This window comes from Sporosarcina sp. BP05 (assembly GCF_014282005.1).
GTDB lineage: Bacteria > Bacillota > Bacilli > Bacillales_A > Planococcaceae > Sporosarcina.
Map to the genome: position 1 here is coordinate 1 of NZ_JACFTD010000003.1, position 23881 is coordinate 23881.

The 23881-nt window shown below is 39.9% G+C and carries 27 protein-coding genes; 17 read left to right on the forward strand and 10 right to left on the reverse strand.

Annotated features, from left to right (window positions below; all coding sequences use genetic code 11):
- Positions 1 to 23: 23 nt before the first annotated feature.
- On the reverse strand, positions 24 to 821 hold the full coding sequence (locus tag H2672_RS04705; RefSeq protein ID WP_186669675.1) for a histidinol-phosphatase HisJ family protein: 798 nt from the start codon (positions 819 to 821) through the stop codon (positions 24 to 26).
- Between the two features lie 95 nt (positions 822 to 916).
- On the opposite strand from H2672_RS04705, the gene hisZ reads away from it, so the two are divergent.
- From hisZ to rlmN, 11 genes are all read left to right on the forward strand, one after another.
- Positions 917 to 2149, forward strand: coding sequence for an ATP phosphoribosyltransferase regulatory subunit (gene hisZ / locus H2672_RS04710; RefSeq protein ID WP_186669683.1), 1233 nt, complete (start codon positions 917 to 919; stop codon positions 2147 to 2149).
- Between the two features lies 1 nt (position 2150).
- Positions 2151 to 2777 carry an ATP phosphoribosyltransferase gene (gene hisG / locus H2672_RS04715; RefSeq protein ID WP_186669690.1) on the forward strand — a complete coding sequence of 209 codons (627 nt, stop codon included), beginning with the start codon at positions 2151 to 2153 and terminating at the stop codon, positions 2775 to 2777.
- A 6-nt stretch (positions 2778 to 2783) separates the two neighbouring features.
- Positions 2784 to 4073 carry a histidinol dehydrogenase gene (hisD, locus tag H2672_RS04720; RefSeq protein WP_186669692.1) on the forward strand — a complete coding sequence of 430 codons (1290 nt, stop codon included), beginning with the start codon at positions 2784 to 2786 and terminating at the stop codon, positions 4071 to 4073.
- Positions 4063 to 4647 carry an imidazoleglycerol-phosphate dehydratase HisB gene (gene hisB, locus H2672_RS04725; protein WP_186669709.1) on the forward strand — a complete coding sequence of 195 codons (585 nt, stop codon included), beginning with the start codon at positions 4063 to 4065 and terminating at the stop codon, positions 4645 to 4647. Before hisD ends, hisB begins: the two co-directional genes overlap by 11 nt.
- 187 nt (positions 4648 to 4834) lie before the next feature.
- Positions 4835 to 5551, forward strand: a complete 717-nt coding sequence (hisA, locus tag H2672_RS04730; RefSeq protein ID WP_186669718.1) for a 1-(5-phosphoribosyl)-5-[(5-phosphoribosylamino)methylideneamino]imidazole-4-carboxamide isomerase — start codon at positions 4835 to 4837, stop codon at positions 5549 to 5551.
- The gene (gene hisF / locus H2672_RS04735) at positions 5548 to 6309 is read left to right on the forward strand and encodes an imidazole glycerol phosphate synthase subunit HisF (protein WP_186669719.1); all 762 of its coding nucleotides are present in this window, start codon (positions 5548 to 5550) and stop codon (positions 6307 to 6309) included. Before hisA ends, hisF begins: the two co-directional genes overlap by 4 nt.
- 2 nt (positions 6310 to 6311) lie before the next feature.
- The gene (gene hisIE / locus H2672_RS04740) at positions 6312 to 6953 is read left to right on the forward strand and encodes a bifunctional phosphoribosyl-AMP cyclohydrolase/phosphoribosyl-ATP diphosphatase HisIE (protein ID WP_370569600.1); all 642 of its coding nucleotides are present in this window, start codon (positions 6312 to 6314) and stop codon (positions 6951 to 6953) included.
- Positions 6946 to 8010: a histidinol-phosphate transaminase gene (gene hisC / locus H2672_RS04745; protein ID WP_186670229.1), complete on the forward strand. Its 1065-nt coding sequence runs from the start codon at positions 6946 to 6948 to the stop codon at positions 8008 to 8010. Before hisIE ends, hisC begins: the two co-directional genes overlap by 8 nt.
- An 82-nt stretch (positions 8011 to 8092) precedes the next feature.
- Positions 8093 to 8272, forward strand: coding sequence for a hypothetical protein (locus H2672_RS04750; protein ID WP_186669721.1), 180 nt, complete (start codon positions 8093 to 8095; stop codon positions 8270 to 8272).
- A gap of 390 nt (positions 8273 to 8662) precedes the next feature.
- Entirely contained in the window at positions 8663 to 9040 is a 378-nt protein-coding gene (locus H2672_RS04755) for a cytochrome-c oxidase (protein ID WP_186669723.1), read from the forward strand.
- A gap of 152 nt (positions 9041 to 9192) precedes the next feature.
- The gene (gene rlmN / locus H2672_RS04760; protein WP_186669725.1) at positions 9193 to 10257 is read left to right on the forward strand and encodes a dual-specificity RNA methyltransferase RlmN; all 1065 of its coding nucleotides are present in this window, start codon (positions 9193 to 9195) and stop codon (positions 10255 to 10257) included.
- Between the two features lie 83 nt (positions 10258 to 10340).
- Here the strand turns inward: rlmN and H2672_RS04765 are convergent, their stop codons facing one another.
- The 6 genes from H2672_RS04765 to H2672_RS04790 form a co-directional block, all read right to left on the reverse strand.
- Complete coding sequence (locus tag H2672_RS04765) at positions 10341 to 10709, reverse strand: hypothetical protein (protein ID WP_186669727.1); 369 nt, start codon at positions 10707 to 10709, stop codon at positions 10341 to 10343.
- A gap of 280 nt (positions 10710 to 10989) precedes the next feature.
- Entirely contained in the window at positions 10990 to 11310 is a 321-nt protein-coding gene (locus H2672_RS04770) for a YflT domain-containing protein (RefSeq protein ID WP_186669729.1), read from the reverse strand.
- Between the two features lie 82 nt (positions 11311 to 11392).
- Positions 11393 to 11686, reverse strand: coding sequence for a hypothetical protein (locus H2672_RS04775; RefSeq protein WP_186669731.1), 294 nt, complete (start codon positions 11684 to 11686; stop codon positions 11393 to 11395).
- A 578-nt stretch (positions 11687 to 12264) separates the two neighbouring features.
- On the reverse strand, positions 12265 to 12825 hold the full coding sequence (locus tag H2672_RS04780; RefSeq protein ID WP_186670235.1) for an SCO family protein: 561 nt from the start codon (positions 12823 to 12825) through the stop codon (positions 12265 to 12267).
- A 10-nt stretch (positions 12826 to 12835) separates the two neighbouring features.
- On the reverse strand, positions 12836 to 14251 hold the full coding sequence (locus H2672_RS04785) for a sensor histidine kinase (RefSeq protein ID WP_186669733.1): 1416 nt from the start codon (positions 14249 to 14251) through the stop codon (positions 12836 to 12838).
- Positions 14252 to 14254: 3 nt separating this feature from the next.
- The gene (locus H2672_RS04790; RefSeq protein ID WP_255485326.1) at positions 14255 to 14929 is read right to left on the reverse strand and encodes a response regulator transcription factor; all 675 of its coding nucleotides are present in this window, start codon (positions 14927 to 14929) and stop codon (positions 14255 to 14257) included.
- A gap of 165 nt (positions 14930 to 15094) precedes the next feature.
- Between H2672_RS04790 and H2672_RS04795 the strand changes: the two genes are divergently transcribed.
- The gene (locus H2672_RS04795) at positions 15095 to 15847 is read left to right on the forward strand and encodes a FixH family protein (RefSeq protein ID WP_255485328.1); all 753 of its coding nucleotides are present in this window, start codon (positions 15095 to 15097) and stop codon (positions 15845 to 15847) included.
- 72 nt (positions 15848 to 15919) lie between these two features.
- Here the strand turns inward: H2672_RS04795 and rpoN are convergent, their stop codons facing one another.
- Together rpoN and H2672_RS04805 are read right to left on the reverse strand one after the other, a co-directional pair.
- Positions 15920 to 17224: an RNA polymerase factor sigma-54 gene (rpoN, locus tag H2672_RS04800; protein WP_186669738.1), complete on the reverse strand. Its 1305-nt coding sequence runs from the start codon at positions 17222 to 17224 to the stop codon at positions 15920 to 15922.
- A 245-nt stretch (positions 17225 to 17469) separates the two neighbouring features.
- Positions 17470 to 18054, reverse strand: coding sequence for a manganese efflux pump MntP (locus H2672_RS04805; RefSeq protein ID WP_186669740.1), 585 nt, complete (start codon positions 18052 to 18054; stop codon positions 17470 to 17472).
- Between the two features lie 220 nt (positions 18055 to 18274).
- Here H2672_RS04805 and H2672_RS04810 point away from each other — a divergent pair, with 220 nt between their 5' ends.
- Together H2672_RS04810 and H2672_RS04815 are read left to right on the forward strand one after the other, a co-directional pair.
- A complete protein-coding gene (locus tag H2672_RS04810) occupies positions 18275 to 18718 on the forward strand; it encodes an OsmC family protein (RefSeq protein WP_186669742.1) in 444 nt (147 codons plus the stop codon).
- 142 nt (positions 18719 to 18860) lie between these two features.
- Positions 18861 to 19955: a DUF2087 domain-containing protein gene (locus H2672_RS04815; protein ID WP_255485448.1), complete on the forward strand. Its 1095-nt coding sequence runs from the start codon at positions 18861 to 18863 to the stop codon at positions 19953 to 19955.
- Positions 19956 to 20007: 52 nt separating this feature from the next.
- Here the strand turns inward: H2672_RS04815 and H2672_RS04820 are convergent, their stop codons facing one another.
- The gene (locus H2672_RS04820; protein ID WP_186669745.1) at positions 20008 to 20565 is read right to left on the reverse strand and encodes a GbsR/MarR family transcriptional regulator; all 558 of its coding nucleotides are present in this window, start codon (positions 20563 to 20565) and stop codon (positions 20008 to 20010) included.
- A gap of 217 nt (positions 20566 to 20782) precedes the next feature.
- On the opposite strand from H2672_RS04820, the gene H2672_RS04825 reads away from it, so the two are divergent.
- The 3 genes from H2672_RS04825 to H2672_RS04835 are packed head-to-tail and all read left to right on the forward strand — an operon-like array spanning position 20783 to position 23791.
- Complete coding sequence (locus H2672_RS04825) at positions 20783 to 22045, forward strand: quaternary amine ABC transporter ATP-binding protein (protein ID WP_222439306.1); 1263 nt, start codon at positions 20783 to 20785, stop codon at positions 22043 to 22045.
- Positions 22038 to 22889, forward strand: a complete 852-nt coding sequence (locus tag H2672_RS04830) for an ABC transporter permease (protein WP_186669747.1) — start codon at positions 22038 to 22040, stop codon at positions 22887 to 22889. Before H2672_RS04825 ends, H2672_RS04830 begins: the two co-directional genes overlap by 8 nt.
- Positions 22886 to 23791 (forward strand): glycine betaine ABC transporter substrate-binding protein, encoded by a 906-nt coding sequence (locus H2672_RS04835; RefSeq protein WP_186669749.1) that lies wholly within the window; start codon positions 22886 to 22888, stop codon positions 23789 to 23791. Before H2672_RS04830 ends, H2672_RS04835 begins: the two co-directional genes overlap by 4 nt.
- Positions 23792 to 23881 lie beyond the last annotated feature (90 nt).

Sequence of the window (23881 nt, forward strand, 5' to 3'; positions counted from 1 at the left end):
CATGAGCTTGCGCTTTTTTCAATTCACATCATATTACTAATTGCGTGAAAAGTAGGTTTTTTATTGTCAAATGTAGTGATATACTTGAATCCAATCGACTGCAATAACTGCAGCGATTCGCTGAATTGAAATGCAATGTCTTCGGGTTTATGTGCATCCGAACCAAGTGTGATGATTTCACCTCCGCATTGTTTATAAAGCTTAAGAATGTCATCACTTGGCATACCATTTGTCAATCCATAGCGGACACCAGAAGTATTCAACTCAATTCCTTTGCCTTCCGGAATAATAACGTTGAAGATAGTCGTTAATTCATCATGAAAAGGGTTAGCACACGGTTTCTTTGTGTACCTTTTCACAAGATCAACATGACCGAGGATGTTAAATTGTTTATAGTTTTTTACACAATATAATAACTCTGAATAATAAATACCATATGCTTCTTCTATGGTTTTACGCTCGAAAAACTCTCCGTAGTGTAATCCCTTTTTTTCGACGGTATGCATGGAGCAGATGACAAAATCGAATGTTTCTGTGTCCATAAGCCCATCGTATCTGTCTAGTATATGTGGCTGTACACCAATTTCAACGCCTTTCTTTATACGAATACGCCCTTCATATTTCTTCTGCATCTCTATCAATTTACTTGCGTAATCCTTTTTGTCAAAGTCGAAAACAATTGTATCATCGGGATATTCATAGTCGATATGTTCAGTAAAACAAATTTCAGTTAATCCTTTATGAATCGCTCCCTCAATCATATCTTCCATTGAAATTGGGCAGTCTGCTGAGAACGAACTGTGCATGTGATAATCGAACATTATTAATCATTCCTCCTGTTGACATTTCGTTGGTATACCTTTATAGTACTAAATAACTTTAGTCTAGTAAAGCAGTAAAGTGAGGGGTGTTGGAAATGGTTAGAAATGAAGTGTATCCTGAACGAATGTTAAGTGATAGTGAAAAGTTTGAAAGAATCATTAAGACAATCAATAAGCGCTTTACCACATACGGCTATAAACGCATTAAGACATCGGCTTTTGAACAATATGATTTATATTCAAAAGTAAAAAGCTCGATCAACCAAAATGAAATGATTAAAGTAATCGATCATACAGGGCAAGTATTGGTATTGCGGCCCGATGTCACGATTCCAATTACAAGGGAGCTGGTCGAAAATTTTCCGGACCTTTTAAGTGAACTTCGATATTTTTATGTCCAAGAGGTATTTCGTCAGCCATTTGATAAAAATGACAGCATCGAACGTACGCAAGCAGGCGTTGAATATTTTTGCGATAGTTCTCCCGAAGCGGATGCAGAAGTAATTGCATTAGCTTGTCATTTAATGAGGGATTTGGGATTCAGTGATATTAAAATAGAATTAGGGCACGCTGGATTTTTCAATGAACTTGTCCAAAACCTGCCACTTACGTCACTTCAAATTGATCAATTGAAGTCATTGATACAAGCGAAAAACGTTGTAGAAATTGGACCTTTTCTTCAAAACCTGGACATCACCGATGAAGTAAGAGAAGTAATCGAACGAATTCCGTTTCTATATGGTAACCCAGTAGATGTGAGTGAACGGACAACAGGGATTGTCTTAACGGAAAAAATGCAGGGCACGCTCGATTACTTAATGGATGTTTACAGTATATTGAAAATGTATGGATTGGAACAGTATATCGTCATGGATTTGGGATTGATCAATCATATGGGTTATTACTCAGGGGTTATTTTCCAAGGATATGTCGAAAGATTTGGGAAACCTGTTTTAATGGGCGGGCGCTATGATGAGTTAGGAAACGAGTTTGGAGCAAGACTTCCGGCGATTGGGTTTGCATGTGAAATTGAATCGTTAGTTAAAGCGACAGATAGCAGGGAGGTTACATCCCGCTTATCAATCGATGTAAAAATAACGTATGCAGATAGCCAATTGGAACAAGCCATTGCAATCGCAAATGAATTAAGGGAACGGAATTATAGTGTGCTGTCATTTTCAACGCACAAGGAACAGGTAGATCCACGACAGAGTGTTTACTTGATACGTTTGGATAAAGATGGTAATTCACTTCTTTATAAAGATAAAGTTACGCCATTTTCTGACTTAAAAGCGTTGCTGGAATTACTCGTAGGGGGATTGAATTGAAATGACACATCTAACAATCGCCATGGCGAAGGGGCGTACTGCTGACAAAGCGTTAGCGTTTTTTGAAAGAGCAGGCATCCGTTTTTCAGAATACCATGATAAAAGCAGGAAGCTTGTTATCTATGATGATGAAAATAAAGTAAAACTCATATTTGTGAAAGCAGTCGATGTTCCAACTTACGTCGAAAAAGGAGCAGCAGATATTGGGATTGTCGGTAAAGATACGATTATGGAAAATCCAGTAGATGTCTATGAACTGCTGGATCTTGGAATTGGAAAATGCGAGCTGGCTGTTGCCGGGTTTCCAGATAAACAATTTCCGAGCAGTGCGTTGCTGACGGTTGCTTCAAAATATCCAGCAGTGACAAAAGCCTATTTTGACAGCAAAGGCATTCGTATTGAGACTATCAAGTTGAATGGCTCCATCGAACTGGCCCCGCTTATTGGTATGGCAGATGTCATCGTTGATATTGTTGAATCGGGCAAGACGCTAAAAGAAAATGGATTAGTCGTCTTAGAGACAATTGCAGATGTTAGTGCGAGATTGATTGTTAATAAAGCAAGTTATGCGACAAGGACCAGTCAAATCCAGCAAGTCATATCGGACTTAAAAGCTGCATTGGAGTGATAATTTATGCGAATTGTAACGTTGGAACAATATAGAGAAGAGAAAAAGCAACAAGTAGCAGGACAAATAACTAATTTCGAATTTGACCGAACTGTGCTCGGAATTATCGAAACAGTCCGTGAAGACGGGGATCAGGCATTGAAAAGCTATACCGAACAGTTTGATGGCGTATGGCTAGATAACTTGATTGTAACGGCTGAGGAGTTCGCAGAAGCGCAGACATTGATTACAGGGGAGTTTTTGGCTGCACTACGAAAAGCAAAGCAAAACATTACTGCGTTCCATGAAATTCAAAAAGAACAATCTTGGTTTATCAATCAAGAAAAAGGAATTGTACTTGGTCAAAAAGTGACACCCTTGGACAGTGTCGGTATATACGTACCCGGCGGAAAAGCGGCTTATCCTTCGACTGTTCTCATGAATGCGATTCCAGCAAAAATTGCGGGAGTCGGAAGGATTGCAATGGTGACACCACCTCAAGCGGATGGCAAAGTGAATCCACACGTACTTGTAGCAGCGCAAGAAGCTGGCGTGGATATCGTCTATAAAATTGGCGGTGCACAAGCAATTGCAGCATTGGCATATGGAACAGAAACGGTGAAAAAAGTAGTGAAAATCACCGGTCCTGGAAATGCATTTGTAGCACGGGCAAAAAAATGGGTGTTCGGTGACGTAGCCATCGATATGATTGCAGGACCGAGTGAAATTTGTGTTGTGGCGGACGATAGTGCCGTACCAAAGTTTGTCGCTGCGGATTTGTTATCGCAAGCGGAGCATGATGAACGGGCAACGGCGGTATGCGTGACGACAAGTAATTCATTTGCCGAAGCACTTCAAAAAGAAGTGGTGAAGCAAACTGAGCAAGCAGATCGTAAGGGAATTATCGAAGTTTCTATCGCTGATAATGGGCGCATTATCTTAGTCGATTCATTGGAGGAAGCTTACGACTTCGTCAATAAGCTTGCGCCGGAACATTTACAGCTAATGGTGCAAAATCCGATAGAGCAATTGCCGTTCATTCACAATGCTGGAGCAATCTTCTTAGGTAACTATTCACCAGAGGCATTGGGCGATTATATGGCTGGTCCAAATCATACATTGCCAACGAGCGGGACATCGGCATTTTCATCGCCGTTAGGTGTCTATGACTTTATGAAAAAATCGAGCATTATTCATTATACGGAGCAAGCATTGCAAGATGTATCCGAAGACATTATCACAATTGCGAATGCGGAAGGCTTAACAGCCCATGCAAATTCAATTCAAGTAAGGAAGGCGAACTTTTATGCGAAGTAAATCGATTTCAAGACAGACAGCGGAGACAAAGATTAACTTGGACTTTGCGATTGATGGAAGTGGAACAACAAACATTAAAACAGGTGTTGGCTTTTTCGACCATATGCTGACACTATTCACAAATCACGGTCGATTCGATTTAACGGTTGATTGTGACGGCGATATTGACGTGGACCAGCATCACTCCGTCGAAGATATCGGCATCGTATTGGGACAAGCCTTCTATGAAAGCATCGGATCAAAGGAGGGCATTGAGCGTTATGCGACAGTGTCAACACCTATGGACGAGGCATTATCAACAGTTTCTATCGATATTAGTGGGCGTCCATTTTTCGTTTATAACGTAGAGGGTTTGAAAGATAAAGTAGGAGAATTCGACACGGAGCTTGTTGAGGAGTTTTTCCAAGCATTCACAAGCCATGCCAAAGTGACATTGCATATCAATTTGCAGTATGGGAAAAACAGTCACCATATTATCGAATCAATTTTCAAAGGATTCGGACGTGCATTGCGCGTAGCAAGTGCAATTAATCCAGATGTAAAAGGAGTTCCATCTACGAAGGGAATGCTATAAAAATATCTCCTTTACGCACCTATATAGTGAACCAATGAAAATACCTATACAAACTAAGCGAAGGCGCCTTAAAAGGGGTAGCCGAAGCCATAAGACTGGCGGCGAAGCTGCTTGGCTTATGGCGGGAGGCATCCCCGAGCGCCGCAGCGAATTCAATGAGATTCTTCATATATAAGGGGGAACAATGATGATTTTATTTCCAGCAATTGATATACGTGATGGTAAATGTGTTCGGTTAATCCAAGGCGATTATGATCAGGAAATTATTTATAATGATTCACCTACTGCAATGGCGTTGGAATGGGAAAAGCAAGGTGCTGACTACATTCACGTCGTCGATTTAGATGGAGCGAAAACAGGAAATTCATTAAATCGCGAAGCCATCCAGGCGATTGCTAAAAGCGTATCGATACCGGTTCAAGTAGGCGGAGGAATCCGGACGATGGAGATCATTGACGCGCATATTGCATCCGGCGTTAGCCGCGTTATTATCGGTACGGCAGCGATTCAAGATAAACCATTTTTAAAGCAAGCCGTAGAAAAATACGCTGATAAAATCGCAGTTTCCATCGATGCAAGAAGAGGATTCGTCGCAACTGACGGCTGGACGGAAACAAGTGATGTATTGGCAGTTGACTTGTTAAACGAACTAGAAGAAATCGGTGTGAAAACAGTCATTTATACAGACATATTGAAAGATGGAATGATGCAAGGACCTAATTTTCACGAGCTGGAAATGATGGACAAAGCATCTTCTATCGACATTGTTGCATCAGGTGGTGTCTCCACAGAAGAGGATATTGTTCAGTTACGGGAACTCGATTTATACGGAGCAATTATTGGTAAAGCTTTATATGAAGGTAAACTATCTTTAGAAAAAGTATTAGGGGGACAACGAGGATGACAAGCAACCGGATAATTCCATGTTTGGATTTTGATAATGGGAAAGTCGTAAAAGGGAAAAAGTTTCTGGAAGTTAAAGAAGTTGCAGATCCACTGACATTGGCAAAGAAATATGTAGCTGACGGTGCAGATGAACTTGTGTTTTACGACATTGCGGCTTCAACAAATAACCGTGCTATGTTCCTTGACTTAATTGCAGAAATTGCGAAAGAAGTACCCGTACCATTTATCGTTGGTGGGGGCATCCGGACTGTCGAAGATATCCAGAAGGTGTTTGACGCCGGTGGGGATAAAGTATCTATCAATAGTGCAGCGCTCAGCAATCCATCATTAATTGAAGAAGCCGCAAAAAAATTCGGTTCTGAACGAATTATACTGTCAATGGATGTCAATGAAGTGGGCCCTTCTAAGTGGTCAGTATTTTCTAATGGAGGCATGAAAGATACTGGTATGGATGCTATCGAATGGGCGATTCAAGGTGAAAAATTGGGTGCCGGCGAGCTTGTTGTTAATAGTATCGGCGAAGATGGCGTGAAAAGTGGCTATAATATCGAATTGACGCGGGCGATTGCGGAAGCGGTCAACATTCCTGTCATTGCGAGCGGCGGCGCAGGGAAACCTGAACACTTCCATACTGTATTGACTGAAGGAAAAGCCGACGCTGCGCTTGCTGCATCCGTATTCCATTTCGAAGATATTAATATCGGTGAATTAAAAACATATCTAGCTGAACAAAATACATCTGTTGGGAATGACTGACTATGACACTAGAAATCGACACATTATCATTTGACGAAAATGGACTGATTCCAGCAATTGTCCAAGATGACCGGACAGGGAATGTATTGATGCTTGCTTATATGAATAAAGAGTCGTTGCAGAAGACGATTGATACGAAAGAGACCTGGTTTTTCAGCAGGTCAAGACAGGAACTATGGAACAAAGGGGCAACATCTGGCAACCGACAAATTGTGAAGAACTTGTCACTGGATTGTGATAGTGATGCAATTTTGGTACAAGTTACACCACTAGGTTCGGCTTGTCATACGGGAGAAGTAACTTGTTTCCACAAGCAAATTCTCGATGAGGTTGTACAGACTCGCTCAATCGTTCATGAAATCACGGATGAAATAAAAAATCGGCGTGTAAACCCTGTAGAAGGATCTTACACATCGTATCTGTTCCGAGAAGGCTTGGATAAAATTTTGAAAAAAGTCGGAGAAGAAACAACTGAAGTTGTCATCGGCGCAAAAAACCGTGACAAAGCTGAAGTAACAAGTGAACTTGCTGATTTGACGTATCACTCACTAGTATTGATGGAAGAGTTAGGTGTTAGTGTGGAGGATGTCAAAAACGAATTGCGGAAAAGACGACCTAAAAGCGAAGTGCTGCGAGATGAGTAAATTTTGGAGCTCAATGGTGAAACGGACCGAGCCTTATATTCCTGGGGAGCAGGTTGAACAAAAGGACATTGTGAAACTGAATACCAATGAAAATCCGTACCCTCCAAGTCCGCAAGTGATCGCTGCAATCGAGCAAGAGATGGGACGCAACCTCCAGTTGTATCCATCTCCAACGGCAATTGAGTTACGAGAAACGATAGGACTGTACTATGGACTTACTGCTGAAGAAGTATTCGTAGGTAATGGTTCAGATGAAGTACTGGCATTCTCTTTCATGGCGTTTTTCGAGCCAGGCATACCAATTCGATTTCCTGACGTTACATATAGTTTTTATCCGGTCTATGCAAAGTTATTCGATATTCCTTATGAGGAAGTTCCGTTGAATAAAGATTTCACATTGCCAGTGGATAAATACTTTCAGTCTGAAGGCGGCGTCATTTTACCGAATCCAAATGCACCGACTAGCATCTATGCTGAACTTGGGCACATTGAGGAGATTGTCAAAAATAACCCTGACCAAGTCGTCATCATCGACGAGGCATATATCGACTTTGCATCAAAATCAGCGACTGAACTCATTCGGAAGTACGATAATGTCCTTGTCGTCCAGACGACATCCAAATCACGTTCACTCGCCGGTTTACGCGTGGGCTTTGCGATGGGAGCTCCTTCATTAATTGCTGCATTGATTCGCATTAAAGACTCATTCAATTCTTATACGCTGGACCGTCTTGCGCTGGTCGGGGCAAAAGCGGCGTTTGAGGATAGAGCGTATTTCACGGAAACGACCCAGAAAATCATTGCAACACGGGACAAGTTGAATGAGACGTTGCAACAGCTTGACTTCGATGTACTACCTTCACAAGCAAACTTTGTTTTCGCCTCACATAAGACTGTTCCAGCAGAGTTTATCTACAATGAATTAAAAAAAGTAGGCGTGTTAGTTAGGTATTTTAACAAACCGGGAATCGACAACTACCTACGTATAACAATCGGAACAGATGAACAGATGGAACGATTAGTTGAGAAATTAAGTGACGTCTTGAGTTTGAAATGAACTAGTAGATTCGAAGATGAAATGAGTTAATGAAAAATGTATCGAAACTGCTATACTTGTGTAAACAAGGGAGGTTTTCGATATGGGATCAAAATATATTGATATTGCACTAATATTATTCATGAGTTATTTCGCAATTACGCGATTTAGGGATGGTCAAATTGGCTTTGGAATCTTTTTTACGGTTCTTAGCTTATTGAATATTTTAACGTTGGTCATGAAAATAAAGAAGGACAATGCCGCAAAGAATGAAGTGCGATGAAGTTTAAATAAGTAGTGACCACAAACTAGGCATCCTCCAGGGAATATGGAGGATGCCTAGTTTTATCTGTATTAAAGTGTATATATTCGGCACTGCTTATTTAGAATTAACTAGGTGGTATACCTGACCCGTATAACGAACAAGTCTAGCGCATGAGCGAAAAGTGTGAGCCGAAGCAATAAGACCGACAGTGATCTTTCTGGCGGGCTTATTGCGTGAGGCCATCACCAAGCGACAAAGCGGTGTTGGAAGAACAATCTATTTGTTAAGTGCCGATTGTAAAGCATAGAAAAATGATTGAACACATACTATTTGAATTCAGTGGTTCATAGAATGATGTAAGGAGTTAGGGATGTCAGATGTATAAAAAATAGAGAAGGGAAGGGAAAAGTGGGTAAAACACTGCTTAAGATTTCTGTCATCTATTTCATGCTTGGGATTTCGTTCGGGCTCTACATGTCGCTCACACACGTCTTTACATTGACGTCGGTGCATGTTCACATCAATTTGTTAGGATGGATGTCATTAGCCCTCATTGGAGTTTTTTATCATCTATATCCGAGTTTAGAGAAGACTGGATTGGCAAAATGGCATTTTTGGCTTCATAATATCGGATTGCCTGTTATGATGATTGCGATTGCATTGGCAATATTAGGGGTAGGCAATATATTTTTTCCAATCGCAACGGCGGGTGGGGCAGCGACATTGATTGGTATCTTCTGCTTTGGTTTCAATGTTCTTATGAATCTGGATAAACGAACGGCATAAAAATGATAAACCGCCTGCCCTTTCCGCTAGATGTGGAAAGGGCAGGCGGTTTTATATATTCAAAAGTGTTCAGTGAATTAAATTAGTTGTTCCAATTTCTAATTTCATGTAGTATAATATGTGAATTGCATTTTCTGAAATGAGGATAACTAATGAAAAATTCAATATATGGACTTACAATCGAACAACTAACAGAATGGTTATTGGAACAAGGTCAGAAAAAATTCCGCGCCGCACAAATTTGGGACTGGCTATATAAAAAACGTGTAACAAACTTTGCTGACATGAAGAATATTAATCAAGAATGTATTGATTTGCTGGATGCGAACTTTGTTATGCGTTCGCTGGAGCAGACTGTAAAACAGGAGTCTGAAGATGGCACTATCAAGTTCCTATTCAAAATGCAAGATGGCAACTTGATTGAAACCGTTTTGATGAAATTCCCTTATGGTCAATCGGTTTGTGTAACGACACAAGTTGGCTGTAATATCGGCTGTAGTTTCTGTGCAAGCGGTTTGTTGAAAAAGAGCCGTGATTTGACTGCTGGAGAGATTGTAGAGCAAATCATGGAAGTACAGCATCACCTCGATGCAAAAGAGCAAGAGGAGCGCGTAAGCCATATTGTTGTTATGGGAATCGGCGAACCATTCGATAACTATTCAAATTTGATGGATTTCCTACGCGTCGTCAATGACCAAAAAGGACTTTCTATCGGTGCTCGTCACATTACTGTTTCAACTAGTGGTAATCCGCAACGAATTAAGGAATTCGCAGAAGAAAATATCCAAATCAACTTAGCTGTTTCTCTGCATGCACCGAATAATGATTTGCGTACACGCGTTATGAAAATTAACAAAGCGTTCCCGATTGAAAAATTGATGGATTCGATTGATTACTATTTGGAAACGACAAACCGCAGAATAACGTTTGAATATATAATGTTACATGATGTGAATGATCATGTTGCTGAAGCGCAACAATTGGCAAAACTGCTTGAAAACAAACGTCATCTGTCATATGTCAACTTGATTCCCTACAACCCTGTTGACGAACATGACCAGTATCGTCGTAGTACACCTGAAGACATTAAAGCATTTTACGAAACGCTTAAAAGAAAAGGAATTAATTGCGGCGTTCGACTTGAACATGGTACAGACATTGACGCGGCATGCGGCCAGTTAAGAAGTAAGCAAATTAAGAAAGATAAAGCTGTCTAAGGCATTAAAAAAAGAGTGTACAATTCCTATGGAAACTAGGAATTGTACACTCTTTTTGTCGTATAGACTCCGGCGCTTTTGTTCTAGCTTTTTTTCTTCATCAAAATCACGATGAACTGGACAATAAAGGCCAGTCCCAATCCAAAGGAAGAGATGATGAACAAAGACAAGATTCCGAGTACATCACCTATCCCATTCGGATTCATTAATAAGCTGCGGAAAAACTCTGCAAAACCGATAACCACACCAATCAAGAAGATCCTGAAAGCAATTTTCAAATTGTAAAACAGCAGTAAAAATGAAAAGACACCGATGATTAGCCCAAAAAGGCCAAATGTTAAGTAGTTTGTAAAGACAAGCGTTTGACCCAAAATAGTTCGTACACCTACTATGAGAAGAATGAAACTCGTAAGTCCAGTGAAAAAACCAATCTTCCATAACTTATTAATCATAAACTGCACCCACTTTCATTGTTCATCATATCGAATAATGGGGTGATTATGCCAATGAAAGCATTAAAATAGCAAAAGTCTAAGCACGACCAATCATATCTCCTTGCTAACTGACTTTATACGTCGCCAGACCGATCATATCCAATCATATATAGTACATAGCGCGTGAGGCAAGGCAACAATTCACTAACTTGTAACTAATCCATAATCCAATTAATTTATAAGTAATGAAAAAATCCCATTCCTCTGATTAAAGGAATGGGATTCATGAACTTATAGGTTATTTCTTTGCGATTAGGATAAGTTTACCTTGGTCAAGCTCTTGCTCAGCATCAGCAGCTTCTACAACGGATAGGCCAACAGCTTCCATCTTGCTACGAAGTTCATCTCCGCGGGAAGAGAACATGTTCTTCATACCATCCAAGAAACCTTGTTCTTTCATGCCTACGCTTTCCGTATCTAGCGCATCCGTTATGTGACTGGCTCTCTTTTTGTCATGTGCAAAAATATAGATGTCATCATGTGTATAGCCTTGTGTAACCAATTCCTCGATTTCTTTTTTTGCTTGAACGGCGTTTTCAACAGTTTTCTTAACAGTCATTAAATATCCCTCCATTTTTGTACTCTTTCTTTATATACCATTAAAATGTAAGTACTAAACATATTTTTGAACGAGTCGAATCTTAACGTAAATTTTTATACGTCCGAATGAAATTGGTTGGGTCTGTCTCGACTTCATATGTGAAGACACCTTGGGTTGTATGCAAATAGAAAAAGCCTGCTCCGCTAGAAAATGGTTTATAGGACATATCATGGACATGTTCTAATTTGAAAGTATTGTTTGCAGTTGAAATTGTGTCAGCGTATAAGTGGATGCTATGGACAGTTCGTTTCGTTTTTTGGTCGTACCAACCCATAATTCGTTCGACTCTGTTATAAGAAATAGTGGACACGATTTGGCTGTTCGATTCAATCACTGTGATTCCTCCCGTGTTAAGTTTGGTCATGAACTACCTTGTCTAACCATATGGTAACAGTTTTTATATATAATCGCTTATATAGGAGATAAAGCAGCTGTCCACATCTCAATACCAGAAGTGGCAACCAAAGACGAAACGAATAAAGCAATGCAGGAGTTTGGAGGAAACAGGGAGAAATAAAGAGAAAGAAGCCTGGGAGAAAGATATGAATACAGCAAACGATTTAGGTTTATCGTTAATTACAACATTCTTTATAAGCGGTAAATAATATATAGGTAATGCGTTAAATAATGTTACAAAAATAGTGGAAAAGGCGGCTGATAGTGGTAAGTAAACTCATTACAGCGATGATGCTCCTGCTTAGAAAACGTAAGTAATGGTAGGGATATGGCCACCAGAGATGAGTGGTAGACTATTGCCGTAATGTATCAATCCCTTTTCAGTTCCTGACAACTTTTACGGACAGCGGTATGATGAATAGGGTTGTTTCCAATAGTGTATCTGGCAAATACTATTGAAAGTGATCCAAGGAAACACCTCCTAAGTGGATTGAGCCTATGAGGTGTTTTTGTCTACTATTTTCGAGTTTTTTTGATATCCTTCATCATTTCCTTAACATAGGACGCATCTACGTAATTGTATTCGTTCACAATCCTGCCTTGCTGATCAATCAGATAAAAGTTTGTCCCGTGAATGACTTGATTGGAAGTTGTGGGCTTTTGAACAATCGTTTGAAATTGCTCCCGTGCAAAAGTTTCGATTACTTCTTGTGTATATCCCGTCAACATATGCCAATTCGTTTCATCATCCGTAAATTGATGGATGTACACTTTTAATATATCGGGTGAATCGATTGTTGGATCAACAGTGAATGATACGAATTCGGCTTGTATGCCTTCATCCTCGAACTTTTTTTGTAAATCCGCCATCTCAAGTGTCATTGGAGGACAAACGGTTTTACATTTTGTGAAGACAAAATCGGCAATCCAGACTTTCCCTGCTAATTCATCTGTACCAAAAGGTTGTCCATTTTGGTCAGTAAAAGAAAAGGAGACAATCTCCTTGCCATTTTGTGGCTGTGAACTACAAGCGGAAAGTAATACTGCAAAGACAAGGGGAATAAACAGATAGCGCATGATTTTCAAATTACACCTCTTCTTTTTCATCATTAGATAAGCCTGGCAATCGAATCGTTACGCTTGTTCCTGTCAGGGCGTCACTAGTCATCTCAAATGTCCCGTTGTGTAGTCGAATGATCTCTTTTACAATTGGGAGCCCCAAGCCTGTACCACCTGTTGTCCGATTTCGGGCTTTATCTGTCCTGAAAAACCGATCGCCAATTCGTTCGAGATCTTCATCGTCAATCAGAATTCCGTCGTTCGTCACTCGGAACTGCAGGGAAGTATCTTGTTTCGTTAATTCAATAGCCAGGGTGCCATTCACGACGGAATATTTTACGGCATTGTCTATGATATTGTAAAATATTTGTTGAATTCTTTTTGGATCACCTGTCAGAATAAGTTCTTCTTCGATAGTCAATTCGAGATGTAATTCTTTTTCAGCGATATGAATCGTGAACAAGTCAACTGTATCTACTACTAATTGAGCGATAGCAATCGGTTGCATGTCTATTGTATAAAAGTCTTCTTGCAAATGATTTAATTCCACAAGATCAGTGATCAATTTGGTCAGCCGTTCTGTTTCTTTTTCAATCGTTGTCAAATAGCTTTGTGCTTCTTCAGGCGATGAATAAATTTTGTCTTTAAGAACATGGGTGTAACCGCTAATATACGTAAGCGGTGTACGGAGTTCGTGCACGATGTTTGACGTGAATTCCTTTTTACGTTCTTCCTGCTGTTCGAGTGATAGGCTCATCAAATTGAACGCCTTCGTCAATTGACCAACCTCATCGTCGCGCTCGCTTTGGATTCGATTTGAATAGTTGCCTTTAGATACTTCAAAAGAAAGTCGCTGAAGGTCTTGTAATGGTTTGAATAAAGAACGCCATGCACGATTGACCACTAGAAAGAGTATGAAGAAAAATAAGCTGCCAACAATCAACAGTATCGGAATGCTTCCTCGAAATACATCCTGAACGGCCGCGAGAGGTACGTATATATAGATAAAACCGATAAGTCCATCCTCGCCCTTGATTGGGAAAATAGCGCCTAGAATTTCACTGTTCAATTCCTTTACGAATCCCTCTTTTAGCACATAGGCACCTTTGTCTAACTCTGCAAGGTCATTTGCATCGACAAGTGTTTCATAATTTATTTCATAAGGGAAATAGGAGGTGAGGTCATCTAATTTATCCACTACGATAATTTCGTATTCGGAAACGATGTTATACCATTGTATTTTATCGATGATTTCATCACTTAATTCCCCGTAATGGTAATGAGAAGCCGTTCTTTTCCCCTGGTAGACAATGGATTCTTCGATACTTGTCAGATACAATTCGGAATAGAGATAATGGATGAAGAAAAAGGAGAAGAGAATTGTGAAACCGATACTGGAAATCAGGACTACTCCTATTTTCTTGCTTAATGTAAGTTTCTTCAATCTTCACACCTCGAATTTGTAGCCGATACCCCAGACTGTTTCAATCAGCTCTCCGTGATTTCCCATTTTTAGTCGTAACGTTTTAATATGTGTATCGACTGTGCGCTCGCTACTTTGATGTTCTTCACCCCAGACAATGTGTAGCAGTTGTTCCCTTGAATATACGCGACCTTTATTTTTAGCAAGTATATGGAGCATACCGAACTCCTTTAATGTTAATGATAAGGGATTTCCATTCAATGACACTTTATGCGCTTCGATTTCGATAACGAGCGGCCCGATAGTTAACGTATCTGCGATAGCTTTATTTTGATAAGATCGTCTCAGAACGGATTCAATCCTTGCAAGAAGCTCCCCCGGTAAAAATGGTTTGACAATATAATCGTCGCCGCCAAGTTTCAAGCCTTGTATTTTATCCCATTCGTCCCCTTTTGCTGATAGAAAGATGAGTGGAATCGTCGATGTGCGTTTTACTTCCTTGGCGAATGTAAAGCCATCCATGTAGGGCATCATTACATCTACGAGTAGTAACTGCGGATCTGCTTTAGCTATCAATGATAGTGCATGTACACCGTCCGTTGCTTCGATGACAGTGTAGCCTTCTTTCTCGAGGAACATTCGAATCAGTTTCCTCATTTGCGGTTCATCGTCTATAATCATGATGGTGGATGAATTCAAGATAAAACCTCATTTCAATTATAGATTACTTATTATACTCATTTTCTCTAATAGATGTGAAAATCGTGTGAAGCGTAGTACTTCACAATTAGTTCTAACTTATCTATTATAATCATAACGAACATATCGAACTACGTTAAGTAAAACGAAAATGGAGGAATCATGATGAAAAGAAAACTTGGTTTGTTAGCAGGGGTATTCATGCTGGCAATGATGGCGGCGTGCGGTAAAGAAGAAACGATAAAAGAGGACGACACAGGGGTGCCTCTACCACTTGATGTGCAGCTAACAGTGACAGAACAAGTTGATGTGAATGGCATAATAAAAATGGCAGCAGTTGTTACACAAGGCGAAGACAAAGTAGATAACGCTGATGAAGTTGAATTTGAAGTATGGGAAGAAGGTAAAAAAGACGACAGTGTCAAGATTGAATCGAAGAATGACAAAGACGGTCTGTATACGGCAGAAACATCGTTTGATCATGACGGTCTATTCCACGTTCAAGTGCATGTAACAGCGAGAGGTTTGCATACAATGCCGAAAAAAGAAGTGACGGTCGGTAACGGTGCAAATATTGAAGAAGCTGTTGAAGGCGAGGCTGAACACGAACATGGGCATGCTGACGAATTTTCGATGCACTTCATGGAACCTGAAAATATGAAGCTCGGCGAAGCTGCTGAATTTGTCGTTCACCTGCAAGAAGATGGTCAACCATTTGAAAAAGCGCAAGTACGTTACGAAATTTGGAATGAAGCCAATCCGGATAAACACGACTGGGTCGATGTCGAGGAAAAAGTTGCTGGTGAATATACAGCTTCTTACACATTTGCACAAGCGGGTCCACACAAAATTCAAATTCACGTAACAGATGATAATGGATTACATGAACATGAAGAACATGCAATAGAAGTTAACTAAAATGAGCACGGAGCGTTCCTGACAAATCAGTCAAGAATGCTCCGTGGTTTTTTGGGATAAAGGATTATCCATTTACACTTGAATATCTTTACGTTTGCTAGAAGAAGGTATATTTAACTCTTCTCTATACTTACTAATTGTACGTCTAGAGATTGTGATGCCTTTTTCGCTATTAAAGTATTCTGCTATTTTTTGATCAGAATAGGGTTTGAATTTGTTTTCCTGGGCTACGAAATTTTCTAAAAGTGTTTTTACTGCCGTTTGAGAAATGCTAGTGCCATCCGCAGATTCTAACTTTGAAGTAAATAGCAGTCGTAGTTCGAAAGAACCGAATGCTGTCTGAATGATTTTGTTGGATGTTGCTCTGCTGACAGTCGATTCGTGCATTTCAATTTCATCGGCAACTTCTTTTAGTGTTAATGGCTTTAATGAAGGGAATCCATCAATAAAAAAGCTTTGTTGTTTTTCTAACAGGACTTGCACAATTTTAATAATCGTATTCCGGCGCTGTTCGATGCTACTAAGAAGCCATTGCACATTTTTATATTGGGTTTGAATGTACTTTGACACATCACTTTTCGATTGAAGCTGTTGCGAATAATTTGCGGTGATTTGAATCGTCGGTAAATAGCCGTCATTCAAATGAAAAACTAATTTATCATCTTTGGATTCTACAATAATGTCTGGAGTTAAATATTCAGTTGAAGAATTAGAGATAAATAAGCAGGGCCTGGGATTAAGCGTTTGTATGAAGTCGTAGAGATTCTTGACTACCTTCATTTCAATATTCATTTGTAAGGCGATTTCATTCCATTTATGATCGGCAAGTAAGTTTAAATGATGTTCTATTAAATGAGCAGCTAGTCTATTGTCAGGATAGATGAATGTGATTTGTAGGAGCAGGCATTCCTTTAAGTTTCTAGCCCCAATACCGACCGGTCCCACTTGCTGAAGTAAAAGTATCCCCTTGTTAATAGCATCTTCATCAAATTCCAAGTAGAACGCTGAATCCCTATCAAGGACACGTAGATAGCCATTGTCATCTAAATTATAAATGAGATAGTTTAATAATTTTTGGGTGTGTTCGTCGGGGTAGAGGAATTTCGCATCTTCGAATAATGTGTCCCGCATGTTCCTATCCGTACATGGAAATAGATCATCCGGCATCTCGGAAGAGCCAAAGGAGGACGATCGCTGATTTAATCTTTCCTCATATGTATTTTTTTCTTTCAGCTCGATAAGCGGATTTTCAAGCTCTTGCTGCCGTATAAATTGTTCCAGTTCATACGTCGAGTATTGTAAGAGTTCAATTGCTTGTCTTAACTCGAGTGTCATTAGTAGACTCTGTTCTTGTCGTTGCTGGAGTACAAGCGCCATAAAGTTTCCTCCTTTTGAAGCTGATTGGTAGTGTAAGCGTTTTCAAACTAGTGACATTAAGTGTACCATATGTTTTTGGAAACTTCGATTAGAAAAAAGAATTTTCAGTCGAGTGAAAAAAGAAGGGGAGCTGAGAGCATTATAATGATAGAGACTAATTTGACTATCCCATTTGCGAATAAGGCCATCGATATGTTTGTTTTATATTATGAAGCAATTATTTGCGCCAAATGGGATAAGAATAATTAGAAAAACATTTCATAAATACCAATTATGATAAGCAAGAGTCCTGCAATGATAGTTGAGTACTTACCAAATAGTGTACTGCCAATTTTATTTCCGATTTTAATCCCTAAAGAAATTGAAATTAGTGAAAATACGCCAATTGAGATGGAAGTGAAAAAAGGAGAGAATCCAGTGATGCCGGCTCCAAAACCAATTGCTAAGCAGTTTAAAGCAAGCAAGAAACCTAAAAAAGAAGATTCTTTTAACGTGATTATTTGTTCTTTTTCTACACTTAGAATTGCGGGACGTCCATCTTCTTTTTGCATTGACTTATTTTTAACACACACTGGAGACGGCATTATAAACCATATGCCAAGGGCGGTAATTAGGAAGCCACCAGTAAAGTTGGCCATGGATTGTGAAAAGTAATGGGATAAAAAACTCCCCGCTGAAATGGATACAAATGCAAATACAATAGAAATTAGAGAAATAATGAAGTTGTATGAGATAGGAATTCTTTTTAATTTTAAACCGTATGAAACACTTATTGCTAAATTATCAATGTTTGCTGCAATTCCGATTAATAATATAGTTACCCACTGCATACTAATTTCCCCCTGTACCTATTTGTTTTTCTTCTATGTATATGAGCAAATAGAAAATAGCGTGTGGAATGGGTCTGCCGAATAATGTAGGAATCATCAATGTCCCTGTTAGGTGGCTATGAATTTGAGGCTGCTATCAAGACAATTTGTTAGGATGATTAAATTTGGAAAAGTAAACTGTATAATGAAAGAAACAAAATAATAAAAGGGGGCTTTTCTTTTGGCAGAACACTACTTTCATTTAACAGCGGACTGGCCTGGTTTGCGGAATGATATAGGAACAATCGATGCAGGGAATTTGAAGACGAAAATTTCAATTCCCCCTGAAATGGACGGGCCGGGAATTGGTACGAATCCGGATGAAATGCTGTTGGGCGCTGCTGCGACATGTTATATTATTACACTTGCGGCTATGATGGAGCGAAGTAAACTGGAGAAAGTTGCCTTGACGATGGAGTCAATCGGCGTTGTCGATGTATCCAACGGTGTTATTACATATAAAAAGATTATCCATAAACCTCAAATCGTGTTGAAACAGGACGCGACTGAAAAGGATGAAGCACTGGCACACAAGCTTGCGGAAAAAGCGGAAACGTCTTGTATGATTAGCCGCGCTATCAAAGGAAATGTAGAAATTGAGCTAGACGCGACAGTAATAAAATAGAACGCTAAGGTGTTGAAAAACCGTGCTCTTTAGAGTGCGGTTTTTATTATGCGTAAAACAGGATTGAACGAAACGTAGATTAATGTTATGTTTGTTTATATAAAACGAGTATATATTGAAAGGTGTTTATGTTTAGTTGGATATGTTACTAGATTACCCGTTAGAAGTTATGGAAAAGGGCTATATCAAGGAGAGTCACCATTATCGCTGTTTAATATGTGATGAAGAAGTTGAAAAGGGAGTCATTTATCCTGTAGGAGATGTACTTTTCGCAGATTGGCGTTATATGGAACATCATATTGAAAGGATGCATGGCAATGTCTTTGACCTATTGCTTTCGGGTGGTAAAGAACAGACAGGGTTGTCCGATCAACAGTCGAAACTGCTGTCGTTGATTTACGAAGGAAAGACAGACAAAGAAATTCAAAAAGAACTGAAAATCGGAAGCATGTCGACGATTCGGAATCATCGTTTCTCATTACGGAAGAAAGAAAGACAGGCAAAAACACTTCTAGCCCTCATGAATTTGGTGAAACGGCAACAAGAAGTCGTACCAAACGAACCGGGTATTGATAAGTCGATTGCGAAATCATTTGAACCTTCAACAGAATTAGCACGCTACTTCTCGGAAGAAGATGGTCGTTTGAAAACACTCCGTATGAAAGAACAAGAAAAAATCCAATTGTTGGCTGAAGTTGCATTGCTCTTCAAACCGGGAAAAGTGTATACAGAAGGTCAAGTCAACGCGATTTTGGAAACAGTTTATGAAGATTATATGCTGTTACGGCGGGAGATGGTCGACCGTGGTGTGTTAACGCGTAACGCTGAAGGAAGTGCGTATCGCCTCGTGCAGAATTTAGAAAATGGAGATGTCGATGAAATGGATTTTAAAAAAGAAATGAAATTGAAGGCGAAGGAAGAGAAACCAAGTTATGGTATATTTCAAATCAAGAATGTAAAGAACGGGAAGCTTTATGTAAATTCGACACCAAATTTCAAAACATTGAATGGATTGAAATTCATGTTATCTACCGGTGGGCATAAAAATAAAGAACTGCAAACCGATTGGGATGAACTTGGAAAAGAGAGTTTTGAAATCGAAATACTCGAATCGATAGATGAGAAGAATTGGAAAGGGACTAGCAAAGGTGAAATTCTAAAGAAGCAGTTGGATAAGTGGTTAGAAGAGTTACAGCCATACGGGGAAAAAGGATACAATCGTATAAAAAAAGTGTAATAGATAATGAAAAGACGGCAAACACATAATTGTGAATGCCGTCTTTTCATATTTACTTATTTGGCGTATCCTTTTCAGGCTTTTTAATGGGTACGAGATTAAAGATATCATGATCTTCAAAAGCATCAACAAGGCGATCGAGCCATTCGTAATAATCGCGCAGGTAAAGTAACTTTTCAATATCTATAGTTACTTCTTCTCTCAATCCATCATCTATCGCAGGATCTATCACCAGTTCTTCCAGTTCAGCTAAAGATCTTCTAATTGCTGCTGAATGAAAGGAAACAGATCTTCTCCACTTTATTGAAAAAAGATCTAGAAAGCTTTGATACCAATCATCTTTCACTTGATAAAGGTCTTTTCGGACCCCTCTTTTCCAAGCGCGTTCCACTAACTTCAAATCGGATAGCGCTCTGACAGATGTGCTCATGCTCGTTTTGCTCATCCCAAGTTCTTCTGTCATGTCATCCAATGTTAACGGCTCATTATGAAAAAACATCGTGCCATACTGTCTTCCAGCAGAAGGTGTAAGACCATAAAGATGTATATTTTGTGCGATGGATTCAATAATCCGTTCACGAGCTTTTTCAAGTTTTTCATTACCGTTCATAAGCGTCTTCCCTCCACTAGCATCGGCATTCATTAACCGATCCAGCCCATTTCTTATAGCGTATTATATCCTATCTTAAAAAGCAATTCGTAGCAATGAAAGTTCGTACAGTTTTTTCTGTACAAACCATTTAAATTGAGAAAACGGTTGTAATGCAAAAAAAAGACAGCTATACTAGAAGACATTCATTAGTTTTGAAAATGTCAGGAGTGTATGCATGAGTGAACAAATTGTCAATAAGAAAATCGAAGTGATTAACACCACGAAGATTTTTGGTAAAAACGCGAAGCGGGCTTCCCAGCTGCTTAATGAAGGAAAATCAAAAGGTGAGATTTTGAAGGCGACTGGAGCAACAGTCGGCGTTAAAAATGCATCATTCGATGTGTACGAGGGCGAAATATTCGTCATTATGGGATTGTCAGGTAGCGGAAAATCAACGCTTGTCAGATTGCTAAACAGGTTGATTGACCCAACTATGGGCAATATCCTACTGGACGGTGAGGACATCGTCGGGATGAATAAAGAACAACTTCGTAATGTAAGACGTAAGAAAATAGGAATGGTATTTCAAAATTTTGCACTCTTTCCCCACAAAACCATTCTTGAAAATGCAGAATATGGCTTAGAAATCCAAGGGGTAGCGAAGGCAGAACGTCAAGCCAAAGCAAAAGAATCCTTAGGACTAGTCGGACTTGCAGGATATGAAGATCAATTCCCAGGTCAGTTGAGTGGAGGCATGCAACAGCGTGTTGGTTTAGCGAGAGCGCTAGCTAATGGACCAGATATTTTGCTGATGGACGAAGCATTCAGTGCGCTTGATCCGTTAATTCGCAAAGATATGCAAGACGAATTATTGCAGCTTCATAATGATATGGGGAAAACAATTATTTTCATTACCCATGACTTAGATGAGGCACTTCGTATAGGAGACCGCATTGCATTGATGAAAGACGGGGAAATCGTTCAAGTGGGTACGCCTGAAGAGATATTGATGAGTCCGTCGAATGAATATGTCGAACGTTTTGTTGAAGATGTGGATCTTTCCAAAGTATTGACAGCGGGACATATTATGAAGAAAGCAGATACGGTTCAAATCGACCGTGGAGCTAGAATAGCGCTCCGTATGATGAAAAAACTTGGGATATCTTCAATTTACGTTGTCAATAAAGCAAACCGTCTATTAGGGGCAGTTACAGCGCAAGATGCGAGTTTAGCTATTGAAGCAGGGAAGACACTTGAGGAAATAATGATTACTGACCTTCCCATGATTCCTCAGGATACCGTGCTAATCGATTTGTTCGATATCGTATCGACAGCTGTTATCCCTGTTGCAGTCATTGATGAAAATAATAGGCTTCAAGGAATTATTATTCGTGGTGCATTGATTGGCGCATTATCAGGTGACAATCAGTTTATCAATAATAATGGTACATTCGATTCCGATGAAAAAACGGATACGGAGGTGAAGATAAATGGATAAAATTTTACCTCGTTTGCCATTTGCAGAGTGGATTGACAATGGTGTCGATTGGCTCGTGGTTACTTTTGGTACAGTGTTTGACGGAATTTCAGATTTTCTCAAAGGGATTGTTGAAGGATCGGTAGAATGGCTCGATATGGTGCCATCTATCTTACTTGCCGTGCTATTTGCCTTACTTGCGTGGTTCGTTTCCACTCGCCGCATAGCGTTATTCACATTAATCGGCTTGCTGTTCATTGATTACTTGGGCTATTGGTACCCGATGCTGCAAATGTTAGCGCTCGTACTCACCTCTGTATTCTTCGCACTGATAATCGGAATTCCGGTGGGTATTTGGGGTTCACAACAAGCGACAGCAAGGAAAATCATCAATCCATTATTGGATCTAATGCAAACAATGCCGGCATTCGTTTATTTACTGCCAGCTATATTCTTCTTTAACATCGGAGTCGTCCCGGGTGTTGTGGCATCTGTTATCTTCTCAATGCCGCCAACAATCCGTTTGACGATGCTGGGAATCCAGCAAGTTCCGAAAGATTTAATCGAAGCGACGGAAGCATTTGGTTCTACTACTTGGCAAAGACTGAGCAAAGTGCAAATTCCACTTGCGAAACCGACAATTATGGCAGGTGTCAATCAAAGCATAATGCTTTCCTTGTCTATGGTTGTTATCGCGTCTATGGTTGGTGCACCAGGGCTTGGTGAAGAAGTTTACAGGGCTGTAACACAATTGAAAACGGGTGTTGGTTTTGAAGCTGGTCTATCTATTGTGATCGTGGCGATTATTTTGGACCGGGTAACACAACACGCTGGAAAGAAAAAACAAGGAGGAATTACAAAATGAAATTAACTAAAAAAGTATTAGGGCTCGGAGCGGTTGCTCTGCTTGCATTTGGACTTGCCGCATGTGGTAATGACGATGACAAGAATGAAGCAGGCGGAAACACCGCGAAAACAGTTGGTGAATCAGTAGACTATAAAATTACAGGCATCGATCCAGGCGCAGGTATCATGGAAGCGACTGAAAAAGTGCTTGTAGAATATGACCTTACAGATTGGGATCTTACAACAGGTTCAAGTGCGGCAATGACAGCTTCACTGAAAAAAGCCTATGACAAAGAGCAACCGATTATCGTTACAGGTTGGACACCGCATTGGAAATTTGCGAAATACGATTTGAAATATCTTGAAGATCCAAAAGGCGTGTACGGTGGGGAAGAGCAGATCCGTACAATCGGAAGACTTGGTCTAGAAGACGATATGCCAGAAGCGCATAAAATCTTATCGCAGTTCAATTGGACTGAAGAAGATATGGGCGAAATAATGGTAGCCATTCAAGAAGGCGAAAAAGAAGATGCAGCAGCACAAAAATGGGTTGATGCAAATGAAGCCAAAGTGGCAGAATGGACAAATGGCGTAGAAAAAGTGGACGGTGACAAGATTAAACTTGCTTATGTCGCATGGGACAGTGAAATCGCTAGTCATAACGTCATGAAAATTGTTTTAGAAGATATGGGTTATAAAGTGACATTAACACAAGTTGAAGCAGGTCCTTTATGGACGGCGGTTGCTGACGGCAGTGCAGATGCATCGCTTGCAGCCTGGATGCCATTAACACATAAAACATATGCGGAGAAATTCGAAGGTAAATTCGAAGAACTTGGCGTCAATATGGAAGGTGTCAAAGTCGGCCTTGTGGTACCGCAGTACATGGACATCACTTCAATTGAAGACTTGAAGAATTAGAGAAAATTGCTTTATATGTACCGAGCGCCGCAGCGAATTCAATGGAATTCCTAATTTTATCAATTATAGAAGACTCAGTTCCGTTCAATC

Excerpts from the sequence above, each read along its gene's own strand:
- hisC (WP_186670229.1), top strand. The coding sequence starts at position 6,946 with ATGAGTAAATTTTGGAGCTCAATGGTGAAACGGACCGAGCCTTATATT.
- H2672_RS04765 (WP_186669727.1), bottom strand. The coding sequence starts at position 10,709 with ATGATTAATAAGTTATGGAAGATTGGTTTTTTCACTGGACTTACGAGT.
- hisG (WP_186669690.1), top strand. The coding sequence starts at position 2,151 with ATGACACATCTAACAATCGCCATGGCGAAGGGGCGTACTGCTGACAAA.
- H2672_RS04805 (WP_186669740.1), bottom strand. The coding sequence starts at position 18,054 with ATGCAGTGGGTAACTATATTATTAATCGGAATTGCAGCAAACATTGAT.
- H2672_RS04795 (WP_255485328.1), top strand. The coding sequence starts at position 15,095 with ATGAAAAGAAAACTTGGTTTGTTAGCAGGGGTATTCATGCTGGCAATG.
- H2672_RS04835 (WP_186669749.1), top strand. The coding sequence starts at position 22,886 with ATGAAATTAACTAAAAAAGTATTAGGGCTCGGAGCGGTTGCTCTGCTT.
- H2672_RS04830 (WP_186669747.1), top strand. The coding sequence starts at position 22,038 with ATGGATAAAATTTTACCTCGTTTGCCATTTGCAGAGTGGATTGACAAT.
- H2672_RS04705 (WP_186669675.1), bottom strand. The coding sequence starts at position 821 with ATGTTCGATTATCACATGCACAGTTCGTTCTCAGCAGACTGCCCAATT.
- hisZ (WP_186669683.1), top strand. The coding sequence starts at position 917 with ATGGTTAGAAATGAAGTGTATCCTGAACGAATGTTAAGTGATAGTGAA.
- hisF (WP_186669719.1), top strand. The coding sequence starts at position 5,548 with ATGACAAGCAACCGGATAATTCCATGTTTGGATTTTGATAATGGGAAA.
- H2672_RS04815 (WP_255485448.1), top strand. The coding sequence starts at position 18,861 with ATGTTACTAGATTACCCGTTAGAAGTTATGGAAAAGGGCTATATCAAG.
- H2672_RS04825 (WP_222439306.1), top strand. The coding sequence starts at position 20,783 with ATGAGTGAACAAATTGTCAATAAGAAAATCGAAGTGATTAACACCACG.
- hisIE (WP_370569600.1), top strand. The coding sequence starts at position 6,312 with ATGACACTAGAAATCGACACATTATCATTTGACGAAAATGGACTGATT.
- H2672_RS04750 (WP_186669721.1), top strand. The coding sequence starts at position 8,093 with ATGGGATCAAAATATATTGATATTGCACTAATATTATTCATGAGTTAT.
- rlmN (WP_186669725.1), top strand. The coding sequence starts at position 9,193 with ATGAAAAATTCAATATATGGACTTACAATCGAACAACTAACAGAATGG.
- rpoN (WP_186669738.1), bottom strand. The coding sequence starts at position 17,224 with ATGGCGCTTGTACTCCAGCAACGACAAGAACAGAGTCTACTAATGACA.
- H2672_RS04780 (WP_186670235.1), bottom strand. The coding sequence starts at position 12,825 with ATGCGCTATCTGTTTATTCCCCTTGTCTTTGCAGTATTACTTTCCGCT.
- H2672_RS04820 (WP_186669745.1), bottom strand. The coding sequence starts at position 20,565 with ATGAACGGTAATGAAAAACTTGAAAAAGCTCGTGAACGGATTATTGAA.
- hisB (WP_186669709.1), top strand. The coding sequence starts at position 4,063 with ATGCGAAGTAAATCGATTTCAAGACAGACAGCGGAGACAAAGATTAAC.
- hisD (WP_186669692.1), top strand. The coding sequence starts at position 2,784 with ATGCGAATTGTAACGTTGGAACAATATAGAGAAGAGAAAAAGCAACAA.
- hisA (WP_186669718.1), top strand. The coding sequence starts at position 4,835 with ATGATTTTATTTCCAGCAATTGATATACGTGATGGTAAATGTGTTCGG.
- H2672_RS04770 (WP_186669729.1), bottom strand. The coding sequence starts at position 11,310 with ATGACTGTTAAGAAAACTGTTGAAAACGCCGTTCAAGCAAAAAAAGAA.